This window comes from Wolbachia endosymbiont of Drosophila tsacasi (assembly GCF_028982115.1).
Classification (GTDB): domain Bacteria; phylum Pseudomonadota; class Alphaproteobacteria; order Rickettsiales; family Anaplasmataceae; genus Wolbachia; species Wolbachia pipientis_B.
The window spans coordinates 1-14,698 of sequence record NZ_JAPQLJ010000046.1 but is presented as its reverse complement, the minus strand read 5'-3'; the positions used below and the strand labels follow the sequence as shown (position 1 = coordinate 14,698).

Below are 14,698 nucleotides of genomic sequence, written 5' to 3'. Positions count from 1 at the left end.
TGCAGTTCCTCGTGCAAAGCAAAGTCAGGCTTACTTTTTCTGTGCTTATTCTTTTCCTTACTCAACTGTTTACTTTCGTTAGATTTTGTTTCAAACGTTTTGTAATAGACCTCAATATTTCTATCACATTCTGCTATTTTTTCTTGATAAATATTATATAGTTCAAATTCTTGCTTTAGCGTGAATACATGTTCCTCTCTATAATCGCCAGCTAACGCTTTTGCTATAGTAGACTGATCATTTTTTATTCGTGCATCCCTGAATTGAGCCAATTTCCCAGAATCTCTTTCGCCTTTAATTATAGCCTTGATAATTTTCATACCAGTTACTTCTGTTATATCTCTTATAACTCTATGCAGTTGTATATTCATTTGAATTAATGCCTTCTGCATACGCAGAACATGTGTAGATGCACTTTCAGTGAGGTTCTTACGTTGTCGCACGTAACTACGCAATACACACATCTGGCTATCTGGCCTAAATGACCCTTGGAGTAATCCATAACTATGTAGTTGTTGTAACCACTGACAGTCCTGAACATCTGACTTTCTCCCAGGTACATTTTTTACATGTCGCGCATTTACCAACTTAACTTCAAAACCGTAAGATTCCAGTATTTGAAACAAAGGAATCCAATATACACCAGTTGATTCCATCGCTACGGTTGTAACTTTACACTTTTTTAACCACCTTGCTAAATTATGAAGGTCTTCAGTGAAGCAGCCAAATTTTTGAACACGTTGCTCATCTCTTCTCTCGGGTATACATACATAATGTACAGCCGAACCAACATCTATCCCTGCTGCATCAGGATTCATTACCTCTAATTTACTTTTTGTCATTGTAATTGACCTCCTATAACTTATAATGAAGAAGTATTTAAGCTTGGGACGGTTAGATTATACAATCTTCTAATCGAGGTAGTTGTAATAGACTCCATCAGTGGTTTAACCGTTCCTCCAAAACCATGCTCCCAAACGGGCACTCTAGCACCATTGAGCGTTCCGGTTATAACTGCAAAAATACTTCTTAATAAATTATATTTAAAAATTGTTATAGCACTGGATAAAATAGTTTCTTTCAGGTTTAACAAGATTTTTCCTTGTTCGATGCTACCAAAAGAAGCAAAGGATGCTTTAGATAAAATAAATCAAGAGTTGGAAGCACAGCACATAATGGATAAGAATATAGGTGAATCTTTTAAAATCAAGCGATATGAGAAAAAATCAAAAGCCCTCTTGTAGAGATAATGGAAAAAGAACTAAGAGCTTATGCAGAGAACAACAAGACTGATATTGAGAAAACATATCAAAGTGTTAATAGTAAAGCCAAAAAGATTATGATTTCAGAAAAGGTGATGAACATGTCACCTTATCCCTTTGTTATTTCTGTTATTGTGTTCTTTATCGGCGCGATCGCATGTGCTCCTCCACCAAGATACGCTCGTAGGGCAGGTTATATACATGACTCAACAGCTGAGACATACGTAATGGTAATTGTACTCTCACTCATCGCTATGTCATTTGTAATAGCAGGTATAGCTTACTTAGTAAATGAGCATTATAAGCAAAGTTTTTTAAAGGAAATGGAAAACTTTATAGAAGAACCAAGACATATGGATAAAGCAACTAATACTGAAAATGGAGAGGAGCCAAAACAACAAGAGCAGGAGGTGGAGGAAAATTTAATAGATCTTTCTGATGATCAAACAGTAGCACCTTCAGCACCACCATGGGAGGAAGTATCAAACTTGTATCCAAATCTTTCACAACTGGTACCTTCAGAAGATTATAAAGCACTGTGCGAAATAGAACCGAGCAGCAATCCCAACTCTATTCTATCTTCATCTAATATAGAAACCTCAGAGCTTGAATCGCTGCAAGGACGGTGGATAGAACAGAAGAGGTAGATGTTGCATGATAGCTGTGGTTTAAAAATGCACATATCGATGTCAGTAAAGTTAAGAAGGAGAGCTCTTTAAAAAATATCAAAAATTATGCTTGCATTAGTTTTCTATATATCATATATAATATCTTTATAGACTAGGGGGAAATATGATAACTACTAATGATCGGCGAACTCCTGTAAGTGGTTTGAGTCAAGAACAAAATGATTGGAATAAGTCTGATTACTGGGATGAATCTAGTATTACAGACACAAATACCGTTGTTAAACGTTCTCTTATTCCAGAAAACTCAGTTTTAATGGGGTTAAGAATACTGTTAACTGAAAACGAAAAATTTTTGATTGATGAATTTTATAGAAAAATGGAGAACATAGTAGAAACGTTTCGCCAAGGTAAACACGAAAATTCTACAAAGGTTGCTCTAGAGAGTATGGAACACTTAATAGATGAATATTTGAGAAGAAAAATAAAGCTAAATTTACGCTGTAATGATTATGAATACACTGTATCGAATTTTGTGTTAAGCAAAATAATTGATATTGCTAATGCCAATAGTGTTATGCGTATAACGCCTACTACCATATCGCGGTATAAAGATCCAGTAACTAAAGAAGAAGCAATAGACGAGTGGACAGAAAGTGGAGAGGTTGTATTCAGTATTATCAGTAAGCTATTATTGGCAGGTGCAAAAGTAGAGCCTGATTTTTACAATGATAGTATGGTGGATGAATTTATGTCTTACAATGATGAGCCTATTTTTGCAAAGTGTGAAGAAATTAAGGATGAGCTAAAAAGTATAGCATATGAAAGTTTGGTAAACAGGGATGAACAAGCTAAAGTCGATGATATAACAGTGGAAGTAGATAACAATCTTATTCTTTTTCAGTGGCCACAAAACAGTATCGTTGAAGTTGCGAAGATTATAAATAGTAAGGTGGGTAACAATTTAAATATAGAAAGTGGAATATTACAGATTGGAGAAAGTATAATAAGAGTTGAAAGTGTTGGGGGAAAAAGAAATTACACAGATGTCTTAGAAGGTAGCATTGAAATGTCTTTTACTACTGAAATAGGGAACATTGGTATTTATTTCAGTTCTAGTGATGAGGATAGTAATAAAATAAAAGTAGAACTTAATGAAGAAAGTCGGGAAAAGTTTGACAGATTAAAAGATCAATCAAGTTTAGGAAAAAACTGCCTTCTAGGAGGGAAAAGTGTTCTACAAGCTATAAAAGATGGAGGTTTTGAAAGAAATGGTAGTGTATGTGTATCCATAGAGTTAGCTGAAACGATTAAACAATCAAATTGTGTAGTGAAGGAATTTCCGTCTACAGCAGCACCAGGTAGTAAGTTAGGTGAAATATCGTGTAGCCAGTCATTAAGTTCTTTACATTCTAACGGTAGATGTTGAAGGAGTCAGTAGTTCGCAATGTCGTTAATCTGGCAAGAAAAGACTGTTGGCTTTAGTACAAAATACACAATATTTAAAAATATGGTTGAATAATTGATAGTAATGGTGTATAATTATTAATACTTTTAAGCATTTTGATCATGGCTCTTTCTAAGTTTCTCGATCCAAAATTGGACCTGACTTTTAAAAAAATCTTCGGTACTGAAAAAAATAAGAATATTCTTATCCATTTTCTCAATGATATCTTGGGCTTCACTGGTGTTAACGCAATACAAGAAGTTCAGTTTCTCAGCACCATCATGAATCCTGAAATTGCCTCTGATAAACAAAGTATAGTCGATGTTCTCTGCAAAGATTCCCATGGAAATAAATATATCGCAGAAATGCAGCTCGCTAAGGACAAGAACTTTGAAAAGCGTGCTCAACTATATGCTGCCAAAGCTTACTCAAGACAATCAGGCAATTACGTTGATTTTAAGAAAGTATTCTTTATTGCTATTTCCTACAGAGGTTGAGTATATTTCTACTCATAATATACGAGAGATAAAAACCAATGGCCATTACTTAAAAGATTTTCAATTCGTCTTTATTGAGTTACCAAAATTTACAAAAAGCAGGGTAGAGCAACTAGAAAGTACAGTAGAAGGGTGGTGTTTTTTTTCCGGTATGCAGAAGAAACAACTGATGAAGATTTAAGAAAAATAGCAGAAAAATCTCCGATAATAAAGCTAGCATATGATGAATTAGACAAGTTTAGTTGGGAGGAAAAGGATCTAGTGGCGTATGAGGAAAGAGTAATGGATTTACAGAAAGAAGCTGCTATTTTGGAGCAACGGCTTGATGATGCTAGAGAGGAAGGTATCCAAATTGGCGAAGAAAAGGGGAAAATTGAAGGGAAAATTGAAGTTGCAAAAGCAATGCTGGCTAATAGTGTTGATGTTGAGACTATTGTCAAGTTTACTGGCCTATCCGTGAGTGAAGTTGAGGAATTAAGGTCAAAGTTAATAATTTAGATATTTCTCTAAAAAAGTTTCCTTAAACTTAGCTTTAAACCAGTTGCCTGATAGACCACATCGATAGGGACTCCCACTTCAAGTAGATTCTTTGCCACTTCTATTTCTCCTATTTTTTTACCCTTTTCTTTATCAATCTGTATTCTTTTAGATACTGACATAATTGTTGATAGTTCTTCTTTTTTGTCTACAGAATTTACTTTGCTAGACCCATTATCAAAACATGCAGCAGAAGAAAGACTGTTGGAAGCATTTGGCTTTTGTATGTCAGTTTCTGTTACAGCAGTTCCATTTTTTCCGCATATTCCAGAGCTTTTCTATTGAAGCAGCGATATCTTTTATAGCTATTGAATTACTATTTTCGCATGGTTTATGTTCTATATATTCTTCAAGACTACTTTTATTACTATTTTCATATGTATTAGCAGGTGTCTCGATATTACCGATAGTATCTTGAAGGACTTTTTCACTTCCAGCTGTAGTAGTTTTGGCTGTCACAACAGTGGACTGCTGGGTTGCTCTCTTATTAAGAAGATTTCCCAGTTCTCTTACAGCTTCACTATTTTCACACGCTTCAGCATAGGTGAATGGGGATTTCCTTGCCATTTGAATGTTTTATAATTATTCTCTTTTTTAGAATATCTTTCAAAATACCATTTTCCTCAGAGATTTTTAACACTACTCTCATAATGTCATTGTCTCTACGTGATATAGCATCTGTAAGTATTGTATAAGTTTCTTCCAGACCATCTGAATGTTTTGTGGTCATTTCTTCATTCAGAACTTCCTTTAATAGTTTTTGTTTTTTGGCTTCTTCTAAAAGATCTTTTACAGCTTGATTGTTTTTATGACTTATAGCATAATGTAGTAGTGACAATGTCTCCTTTCTACTCTGATACTCGTAAGTTATTTTTGCTAAAAGAATCGTGCTTGCATTGTAGCTGGAATTTTTGAATATTCCATTTTTGAACTTTTCGGCAACACCTTCCCCTTCTTCTATTTTTTTTGCTAGTTTTGTATATTCTTTCTATCTTTATTTGTTAACTCATATATATCACATACTAATTCACCAGTCAGTTTTGATATTTCCATAATGTTCCTCCCCTGTTAAGATTTATTGATTAGTGGTAGTAGTTGAAATAGCGCAACCCTATAAATTTGGTTCAATCAAAGGCGCCTTGCTGCTTGAAATGTTTTCTTTGTAAAGATTTAGCTTATCTTTTACATCTAAACAGCATTAACACGATTTGCCTTTTTTTGGATGTAGAAATTTTCTAGGAATTGTCTTTTTGAATTCTATGGTATTTTGTTTAACATTGAAACAAGAGTCCAGTGTCAAGCACTGGAATGACAAGTTCGCGTCGGCATCCTCGTCATCCCGCCACGGTATCTCTAGATCCCGCTAACAAGCAGCGGGATGACGAATTACTATACCACCGCGAACCGTCACACTGCCGCAGACCGTCATACCGCGATTCATTCGCGGTATCTCATCCGCTAACAAGAGATCCCGCTGCGGGATGACGGTTGTCGTTTAGCTATAAACATTAAGAAGTTTACCAAATGAAAAAAAAGGCAAAAGAAGCCCTAGTCATTGTCTATTTTCTGTATTGGCGTTTTTTTAAGTCTTAAACACTGCAATTTAGCTGCTTTTAAACGCAACTAACCTTAGCTTTAATATTTAAGAAATTTACTAAGCAGAAAAAAAAGGCAAAAGAAATCCCGTGTTAGCTAGTTGTCACTCTCTAATTCTGCAAATTGGCGTACTATACTGTCTTAAACGACTTATAAGCGCGTTTCAGCTTGTGTAGGTAAAAACCTAGAAATATTGTGAAGACATAAGGTGCACATAGTGCAAAAAATTAAAAATAAGACGCCAACTACGTTGTTTTCTTGCTGTTTAATCTGCATAGATGAAGATAACTGAATACCTTCAGTTTCATAATAAGGGGGCTGGCGAGGCTTGTCAAGTAAGTTTTTTCGTTTCTATTCCCAATAAAAGTTCGTTATATGGTTATGCAAGAAGTCTAATGAGAATTGGTATAACCATGCATGAATGCTATTTTCGGTAAAATCTCTTACAATGCCCAAAAGCAGAAAAACAAAAACTTGATTTTCGCAGCTAAATAGTGGACGATCAAAAGCACGCATAAATATCTACAATGAAAGAAAAAACTTTCACAATCATCGATGGCTATGGTTTTCTTTTCAGAGCTTACTATGTACTACCTCACTTAATTACCACAACAGGAATGCCAATAGGTGGTGTATATGGCTTTCTGAATATGGTTCTTAAGTACATTGCCCATTCGGACTACTTAACTATAGCACTTGATGCAGGGAAAAAGAATTTTAGGCACAATTTATATCCTGAATACAAAGCAAACAGAGTAACGCCTCCTGAGGATCTAATTCCACAGTTCACCATACTGAGGGAAGCTATGGAAGCTTTTAACCTCAGCTATGAAGAAATTGAAGGTTATGAAGCAGATGACATAATCGCAACACTAGCTGCAAAATACGCCTACCACAAAGACTTTAAAGTGGTAGTCGTTTCATCAGATAAAGATTTATTTCAACTCTTGAACCACAATATTTTAATATTTGACCCCATTAAAAATATATATATAGATGAAAAACAAATAGTAGAAAAATTTGGTGTAAACTCACACAAGCTTCTTGATTTATTTTCTCTAACTGGTGATGCATCTGACAACATTCCAGGCGTTCCAGGAATAGGGCCGAAGACTGCAGCTAAATTACTAGATGAATTTGATTCATTGAATAATATTATAGAGAACATTGATAACATCGAGCAAACGAGAATTCGTAATATTCTTACCGAACATAAGGAAAAAGCACTAATTTCAAGAGAACTTTTATCACTATGCGAAAAAGTAGACCTTCAACATGATATTGCAAAATATGAAGTCCATTCTCCAAATATGGAGAAATTATTATCCTTTTTAAAGAAGTATGAATTCAATTCCTTAATAGGTAAAATAGAAAAGCTTTTTTCTTATAATGGATCTAGCACAGAAAAGAAAACAGAATATAGTAGCGAAGAATTAGAAAAATTCTTGGAGCATTGTAGATATGAGGGCAAAATCGCAATTTATTGCCACTTTGAAAACAACTCATTAAGCTTAGCTTACAGCAAAGATAATGTTTTTCATATAGATCAAAACCGTATACAAGATGCGCTCATTGTAGTTAGCTCAACTTTACCTTCAAATGGGATGCTTAAAATAGTCCATAATATAAAAGAAATCAGAAAAATCTTTCCTGCAATGGAGAAAGTGCTAGGATCAGTTGATGATTTGATGATCATGTCATATAGCCTCGATACAGGAAAGCATGATCACAGTATTCCAAACATAATTGCACATAATTTGAGTGGAAATGCAGAAATTTTCTCGGCAAAAACTTTAATAGCAATTCATGAAAAGCTAAAGCAGGGGTTATTTCAGGAAAAATTGTTCACAATTTACGAGCGCTTCGATAAGCCACTTATGAAAGTAATATTTGATATGGAGAAAAATGGAATACTACTGGACATACAAAAATTACAGGAGCTGTCCAATAAATTTCAGCAGGTAATTGCCGTGCTTGAAGATGAGATATATAACTTATCAGAGGAAAGATTTAATATTGCGTCACCAAAACAATTAAGTGATATTTTATTTAATAAAATGGGGCTAAGTAAAAAGAAGAAGTCAAAATCTGGATCGTATAGCACCAATTATGAAGTTCTAGAGGCACTCGAAGAAGAAGGGGTAGAAATTGCAGGTAAAATTTTAAGTTGGCGACATTTAAGTAAATTAAAAGGCACCTACACTGATGCGCTAATAAAGCAAGTTGATCCCATTGATGGTAGGATACACACAAACTTTTCAACGACTGCAACTGCAACTGGAAGGCTGAGCTCCAGCAATCCTAATTTACAGAATATTCCTATCAGAAGCGAAGAGGGAAATCTTATCAGACAAGCGTTTATTGCACCAAAAGGATACAAGATAATTTCTGCCGACTATTCGCAAATAGAATTGAGACTCCTGGCACACGTTGCAAACGTTGCAGCATTTAAAGAAGCTTTTGCGAACGGACAAGATATTCACGATATCACCGCTAGGCAAGTTTTTGGAGTGCAAGAAATAGATGAGCAATTAAGACGCAAGGCAAAATCCATTAATTTTGGAATTATATATGGCATTAGCCCATTTGGTCTTGCAAAGCGGCTTGGAATTACCATTGCGGAGGCTGCTGAATACATTAATTACTATTTTTCCTGTTACCCAGAAATAAAGGCCTATATGGAAAAAGCAGTGTCTATCGCAAGATTGCATGGTTATGTAGAAACTTTGTTTGGCAGAAGATGCTTTGTAAGAGACATAAACAATACAATTCCTTATGTAAGACAATTTGCAGAAAGGGCAGCAATAAACGCACCACTGCAAGGAACCGCTGCTGATATAATAAAACGTGCGACGATTCAGCTTTTTGATCAGTTGAAGATAGGTAAAATAATCCTCCAAGTTCACGATGAACTACTGGTTGAGGTAGAGAATGAAAAGGTACAAGAAACGGCAGAACTTATGAAAGACGTAATGGAAAATGCAATAGAAATTTCTATACCACTTGAAGTAGAAATAAAAGTTGGCGACAACTGGGCTCTTAATTATGACTGAAACATGGCGGATTCTAAGAGTATAGATTATTTGAATTAATATGAAAAATATGCTACAATTAAAGTATAGTAAATGTGAGCAACTCAGTTATGACAAAAATATTAACTCCACAAACAAAGAATTTGGAACCTTCAAATCAGGTAACTAACAAAGATGAGAAAATTTTTGAAAAAGAGGAATATCAGGCAGTCTATCGTGCTTTCCTAGATACTTTAAAAAATCCAGAAAATCTAGAAAAACAAACGAAACAGGAAATAGAAAAGAAGAAACAGAAATTGAAAGAAGAACTTTCAGATAAAGAAAAACAAAAATTACATCGTGATCTGGAGTCATTAAACAAACAATTAAAGCAATTAAATAATGAAGATGAAAAGAAAATTTTTACTTTTGTATTTGAGAACAGTGGTAAGATATTCAATAATGTCAATCCAGAAGATATAAAGTTACTCAGTGAAGAAAACTTTTGTCAGCTTTTACTTTCTGTGTTTGAAGAAATTAGGAAGCAAGGCTTAGCTAGAGAAGAGAAATTAAATAATGATAAAATACAGCAAATAATAACCAAGTGTGTAGCTGATATACGCGGTACAGAAGCTAAATATTCATTCATAAAGCTTCCCGGGTGGCCGTTTGGAATAAAGGTAGATCCTAAAAACTTTTTTAGCTCTTTTATGAATGGGATGAAAAAAAAAATATCATTCTTAAGTAAAAATAAAAAAGAGGAGGATGAGCCACCGCTCAGTGATGAAGAGATGGTAACAACGTTCTTAAGCAAGATCTTTTTTCCTATCCTTCTTTCCACTATTCTAATGTCAATTTTTGGTCCTACCACAATCGGAGTAGTTTTTGCTGCTATCGGCACAATACTTGTCGTAAAGAGTGGAGTTGAAGTTCTTTTTTCAAATAATAAAAAAGGTACTTTATATGACCCACGAGATGAAAAGGAAAGAAAAGAATGGGATAATGAAATTAGCGATGGTATCAATAAAATTTTAGGATCCGAAGTTAATGAAACTGAGCAGAGTAATCAACCTGCTGTAACAGCTGAGGAGCAACTTACTCAAAAGAGTCAGTCTACTGTGCTTGAACAAGTTACTTTGGATCAGCCAGCTAAAAGCACAGGACAGCAGCCATAACCCTTAGATTTGCCAAAAGTGAGTTATGTAAGAGGTCTGCTGTTGTTTTATAATACATACAACAGGAGTATGATCAGATGGGTTTTCTAGCTTACGCAATCTATCATCTATGTAGCATGTTTCCAATTTATCTACAGCTTGTGGCGATAATAGCATATAATCTATTCGCATTCCTTGATTGTTTCTGAGCGAATTGCCTTGATAATGCCACCAAGTAAATTGTTGCAAATTGGGGTGGGATATTCTAAATGCGTCTTTATACCCCAAATTTAGGATTGCTCTTAACTTCTCACGTTCTTTTATATGAAAGCACACTTGGCCATTTAATAAATCTGAATCAAAAACATCAATTTCATACAGTGCAACATTATAATCGCCAACTATAACGGTTATCTCCTCATTTTTCAGTAAATTGTCCATTCTTTTATATAAATTATCAAAAAACTTGAGTTTATATTCAAATGCTTGAGAGTCTAGGCTTTGGCCGTTTGGCACGTATACACTTCCTACCCTTACCTTCTGATTAGTATGTTTTATCACACATTCTATATAACGTGCTTCTTGATGACCTTCTACAATGTCAATTTTTAGTTTTTCCAGTATCGGATATTTAGATAAAACACAAACGCCATTTCTTGCAACTTGTCCATAGATAGCATATTCATATCCTAACTTTTCTATCTCTGCATAAGGAAATTGCTCTTCCGTGCATTTTATCTCTTGCAGCAAAACTATATCTATCTGACTATCAACTATAAAACTACAAAGTTGGTTGAGTCTTTTACGTATGGAGTTTACATTCCAAGTTGCAATCTTTAGCATCAGCAATCCTTATTAATTATATCAATTAAACTCTCCCCAGTAGGCAACTTCGATGTTATAATTTTTTTCCACTTGATTAACTTTAAACTATCAGCAATGTTTTTACTCATGGTATATGCAACTGTATTATTCATCACAGGAGATAGCCCACTTTTTAGAACTAATGAACAAAATACCCTTGCTGTCTGTGAGGAAAAAAAAGCAACACCATCAATTTTACCATCCAACAGCAAATTTTTACACCTATTAGTTAGACTCCTTTTAATAATTGTTTTATAGAGCACAATTTCTCTTACGTTAAAATCTTCTTCAGATAATCTCTTTTTTAGATCACATGATACTTCTTGCCCCCTTATATACAAGAACTTTATTGCATTTGAATAATGAGCTTTTATGAATGATATCAGACCATCAACGTTGCTGTCTGCTGAGATTATATCAGAAAATCCCAAATTTTTTGCAGCCTGCATGGTTGAATTACCAACCGTAATAATTGGAAAGTCATCCACTTTGCATATTTGACTAAAAGCCTTTACACTATTTTTACTTGTGGATATTACAACGTCAAATTCGTACGCAGATATATCAGGATTTAAGTACTTTATTGTGAATACTGGTTCTATAAAAACTTTGTATCCATACTTTCTCAATATATTTCTTGTATTGAACGAGTCCAATAAAGGCCTCGTTAATAAAATAGACTTCATTCTGATTTATTTCACTACTAGTAAAATAGTACCCTTTATACACAAATTACTGAATAAAAATTTTTATTTTGATGGCTTGAGCAACTATTCAAGTAATTGATGTGGAAGTAGGAGTACTAAGCGCTCCTACCCCAATAAGCCCACAATTTCTGCTTACACTTTTTTGACGCTAATTACGTTGAACTCTTTTGAATGGCTTCCTTCAGTGGAATGATATAACTAATATTCCTGTATAAGTTAAATAAGTTAATACTTAAGCTGCTTCTGCAGCTAGGGAGTGGTCATTAGTAGGTTTTTCTGCCTGTGGTTCGCTAATCATAGTTCGAACGATATTAGTTGCCATAAAGGCACAGCCTAGAATAAAAAAGGCAGTGGAAACAAAAGGAATGATAGAAGATTCGATAGGCAATATAGATGCAATTCCTCCTATTAAAAACGAAACGTTAGATGTAATATCAAGACAGATTTTTGTTAGTTTTTTTTGTCCTGCTACACTAAGTTGCTTCTGTAGAAAATGATCCTTTAATGACCATATATTTAAAGCAAACGAAAGTGCACTTAATATAGTGCCGGCAATACTAAAATACAGACTTAAGACAGGAATATTCAAGACCAATGCCGCTATGTACCCAATGAAAGAGATAGTAGATAGTGTAGTAACTAAGCGTTTTGAATAGGTTCGTACCTTCTTTCTGTGGGCTAACTTATTTTTTTCATCATACATAGCATAAATATTACCTAATATATTATAGCATTAATTAATTCAACAAGCAATATGGAAGCTAAGAGTGCCCGAGAGAAGACTTGAACTTCCACAACTTAAAAAGTTACTAGCACCTGAAGCTAGCGCGTCTACCAATTCCGCCACCCGGGCTTTTTATAGTTTACTATGTTGAAGTTAAATAATATACTTAAACAATTTTTAGTTCAAAGGTAATGCCAAATCTAGATCAAGTATTTTTCGCTCAAAACAATGTTAATATTAATAACGTATATAAAATAGTCGATAACGCTTTGAGCAATAGCGATGGTGGTGAGCTGTTTCTAGAGTTTTGCCAGTCAGAATCCCTGCTTTTTGAGGATAACATATTAAAACACATGGACTTGAATACCAGAAGGGGGTTTGGTTTAAGGTCTTTTTGTGAGGATAGTACATCTTTCGTTTGTTCTTCTGAGATCAGCGAAAAAGAAATTAGTAATGCTGCTTCTATGGTAAAAAGCTCAGTTTCTTTAAACAAAACAAATTCAATAAATTTAAACGAAGAGACAAAAAGCCTATATTCGAGGATTAACCCTATAAATGAAATGGATCTGAATTCAAAAATTAAACTACTCAATGAGGTTAATGAGTATGTAAGGTCCAAAAATAACTGCGTGAAGCAAGTAAAAATAACTCTAAGTGGAGAATGGCAAGTCGTACAGATAATAAGGGATGATCACAGATTAAACGACATCAGGCCTTTAGTACGTTTTAATGTGTTAGTCATCGTAGAGAAAGATGGTCGAACCGAGAGAGGCTCCGCAGGACACGGTGGAAGGGATTCTTATAGTAAGTTTATTTCTGAGAAAAAGTGGAAAGAAGTTGCAAACCAGGCTTTGGAACAAGCACTGGTAAATCTTGAAGCAATTCCAACTCCAGCTGGGGAAATGACAGTTATTCTAGGTCCAGGCTGGCCGGGAGTATTGTTGCATGAAGCTGTGGGTCATGGACTCGAAGGCGATTTTAATCGTAAAGGAATCTCAGCATTTTCAAATTCTATTGGTAAACAAGTAGCAGCTAGTGGCATCACAGTAGTTGATGATGGAACTCTGCCTAATTTGCGTGGTTCTATTAGCATAGATGATGAAGGTACTCCACCCAGTTATAGTATATTGATAGAGGATGGAATTCTCAAAGGCTACATGCAGGACCATATGAATGCCAAGCTTATGGGTGTAAATCCGACTGGTAATGGTAGAAGAGAGAGTTATAAAGAAGTTACTATGCCGCGCATGACAAACACCTATATGTTACCAGGGAAACATACGCCGGAAGAAATAATATCTAGCGTAAAGAAAGGTCTGTATGCAGTAAATTTTGGTGGTGGGCAAGTTGATATAACGTCAGGGAAATTTGTTTTCTCATCTTCAGAAGCTTACTTAATAGAAAATGGTAAAATTACACAGCCAGTCAAAGGAGCAACACTAATTGGTGATGGGCCAACAGTGCTAAAAAAAGTATCCATGATTGGCAACGACTTAAAGTTGGACCCCGGTGTTGGCACATGCTCAAAAGATGGACAAAATGTGCCTGTTGGAGTTGGTCAACCAACACTCAAAGTCGACGCAATAACTGTTGGTGGAACTGAGATATAGATAAGGGCTAAAACGGATTCCAGCGCATGACGCATAATTGTACAAACATTGTAACCGTTATTCAAGTAGTCCGCAGAAACGAAAAAACTTGCTTGACAAGCTCCGCCAGCACCCTTATCATGATAGTGAAGGTATTCAGTTATCTTCATCTGTGCAGATTAAGCAGCAAGAAAACAACGTAGTTGGCGTCTTATTTTTAATTTTTTGCACTATGTGCACCTTATGTCTTCACAACATTTCTGGGTTTTTACCTATATAAGCTGAAACGCGCTTATAAGTCGTTTAAGACAGTATAGTACGCCAATTTGCAGGATTAGAGAGTGACAATTAGCTAACACGGGATTTCTTTTGCCTTTTTTTCTGCTTAGTAAATTTCTTAAACATTTAAACTAAGGTGAGTTGCGTTTAAAAGCAGCTAAATTGCAGTGTTTAAGACTTAAAAAAACGCCAATACAGAAAACAGACAATGACCAGGGCTTCTTTTGCCTTTTTTTTCGTTTGGTAAATTTCTTAATGTTTATAGCTAAAAGAGTCCAAGAGAGGTGTCATTCCAGTGCCCCTGTGATGTCATTCCAGTGCTTGACACTGGAATCCAGCCTTTATTATGCAGCCACTTGGTTGAAATTACGTCTTCTGGATCCCAGTGTCAAGCACTGGGATGAC

General features: G+C 35.0%; 14 protein-coding genes, 1 tRNA gene and 1 pseudogene. 7 read left to right on the top strand and 9 right to left on the bottom strand.

Annotation, left to right across the window (positions count from 1 at the left end):
• Together OZD70_RS03425 and OZD70_RS03420 are read right to left on the bottom strand one after the other, a co-directional pair.
• Positions 1 to 848 (bottom strand): IS110 family RNA-guided transposase (locus OZD70_RS03425; RefSeq protein WP_275020111.1); only part of this gene is annotated, 848 nt, incomplete at its 3' end.
• Between the two features lie 14 nt (positions 849 to 862).
• Entirely contained in the window at positions 863 to 1,093 is a 231-nt protein-coding gene (locus OZD70_RS03420) for a hypothetical protein (RefSeq protein WP_275020106.1), read from the bottom strand.
• A gap of 16 nt (positions 1,094 to 1,109) precedes the next feature.
• Between OZD70_RS03420 and OZD70_RS03415 the strand changes: the two genes are divergently transcribed.
• From OZD70_RS03415 to OZD70_RS03400, 4 genes and pseudogenes are all read left to right on the top strand, one after another.
• The gene (locus OZD70_RS03415; protein ID WP_275020904.1) at positions 1,110 to 1,244 is read left to right on the top strand and encodes a hypothetical protein; all 135 of its coding nucleotides are present in this window, start codon (positions 1,110 to 1,112) and stop codon (positions 1,242 to 1,244) included.
• A gap of 5 nt (positions 1,245 to 1,249) precedes the next feature.
• On the top strand, positions 1,250 to 1,909 hold the full coding sequence (locus OZD70_RS03410; RefSeq protein WP_275020902.1) for a hypothetical protein: 660 nt from the start codon (positions 1,250 to 1,252) through the stop codon (positions 1,907 to 1,909).
• Between the two features lie 145 nt (positions 1,910 to 2,054).
• Positions 2,055 to 3,317: a hypothetical protein gene (locus tag OZD70_RS03405; protein WP_275020900.1), complete on the top strand. Its 1,263-nt coding sequence runs from the start codon at positions 2,055 to 2,057 to the stop codon at positions 3,315 to 3,317.
• Positions 3,318 to 3,457: 140 nt separating this feature from the next.
• Positions 3,458 to 4,330 (top strand): annotated as a pseudogene (locus OZD70_RS03400) (Rpn family recombination-promoting nuclease/putative transposase).
• An 8-nt stretch (positions 4,331 to 4,338) separates the two neighbouring features.
• Here OZD70_RS03400 and OZD70_RS03395 read toward each other — a convergent pair.
• From OZD70_RS03395 to OZD70_RS03385, 3 genes are all read right to left on the bottom strand, one after another.
• On the bottom strand, positions 4,339 to 4,491 hold the full coding sequence (locus OZD70_RS03395; RefSeq protein WP_182183956.1) for a hypothetical protein: 153 nt from the start codon (positions 4,489 to 4,491) through the stop codon (positions 4,339 to 4,341).
• Positions 4,492 to 4,597: 106 nt separating this feature from the next.
• A complete protein-coding gene (locus OZD70_RS03390) occupies positions 4,598 to 4,936 on the bottom strand; it encodes a hypothetical protein (RefSeq protein ID WP_275020898.1) in 339 nt (112 codons plus the stop codon).
• A complete protein-coding gene (locus OZD70_RS03385) occupies positions 4,905 to 5,207 on the bottom strand; it encodes a WD_0033/WD_0034 family tandem repeat-containing protein (protein ID WP_275020896.1) in 303 nt (100 codons plus the stop codon). Before OZD70_RS03385 ends, OZD70_RS03390 begins: the two co-directional genes overlap by 32 nt.
• A 1,285-nt stretch (positions 5,208 to 6,492) precedes the next feature.
• Between OZD70_RS03385 and polA the strand changes: the two genes are divergently transcribed.
• Positions 6,493 to 9,018, top strand: a complete 2,526-nt coding sequence (gene polA, locus OZD70_RS03380; RefSeq protein ID WP_275020893.1) for a DNA polymerase I — start codon at positions 6,493 to 6,495, stop codon at positions 9,016 to 9,018.
• An 89-nt stretch (positions 9,019 to 9,107) separates the two neighbouring features.
• Positions 9,108 to 10,151 (top strand): hypothetical protein, encoded by a 1,044-nt coding sequence (locus OZD70_RS03375; protein WP_275020891.1) that lies wholly within the window; start codon positions 9,108 to 9,110, stop codon positions 10,149 to 10,151.
• 3 nt (positions 10,152 to 10,154) lie between these two features.
• Here the strand turns inward: OZD70_RS03375 and OZD70_RS03370 are convergent, their stop codons facing one another.
• From OZD70_RS03370 to OZD70_RS03355, 4 genes are all read right to left on the bottom strand, one after another.
• Complete coding sequence (locus OZD70_RS03370; RefSeq protein ID WP_275020887.1) at positions 10,155 to 10,973, bottom strand: exodeoxyribonuclease III; 819 nt, start codon at positions 10,971 to 10,973, stop codon at positions 10,155 to 10,157.
• On the bottom strand, positions 10,973 to 11,680 hold the full coding sequence (locus OZD70_RS03365) for a uroporphyrinogen-III synthase (RefSeq protein WP_275020885.1): 708 nt from the start codon (positions 11,678 to 11,680) through the stop codon (positions 10,973 to 10,975). The genes OZD70_RS03370 and OZD70_RS03365 overlap by 1 nt, the downstream gene beginning before the upstream one ends.
• 253 nt (positions 11,681 to 11,933) lie before the next feature.
• Positions 11,934 to 12,404: a hypothetical protein gene (locus OZD70_RS03360; protein WP_275020883.1), complete on the bottom strand. Its 471-nt coding sequence runs from the start codon at positions 12,402 to 12,404 to the stop codon at positions 11,934 to 11,936.
• Positions 12,405 to 12,469: 65 nt separating this feature from the next.
• Positions 12,470 to 12,554: transfer RNA gene (locus tag OZD70_RS03355), tRNA-Leu, on the bottom strand.
• Between the two features lie 62 nt (positions 12,555 to 12,616).
• Here OZD70_RS03355 and tldD point away from each other — a divergent pair.
• Positions 12,617 to 14,035 carry a metalloprotease TldD gene (gene tldD, locus OZD70_RS03350; protein ID WP_275020881.1) on the top strand — a complete coding sequence of 473 codons (1,419 nt, stop codon included), beginning with the start codon at positions 12,617 to 12,619 and terminating at the stop codon, positions 14,033 to 14,035.
• The last annotated feature ends 663 nt before the right edge of the window (positions 14,036 to 14,698 follow it).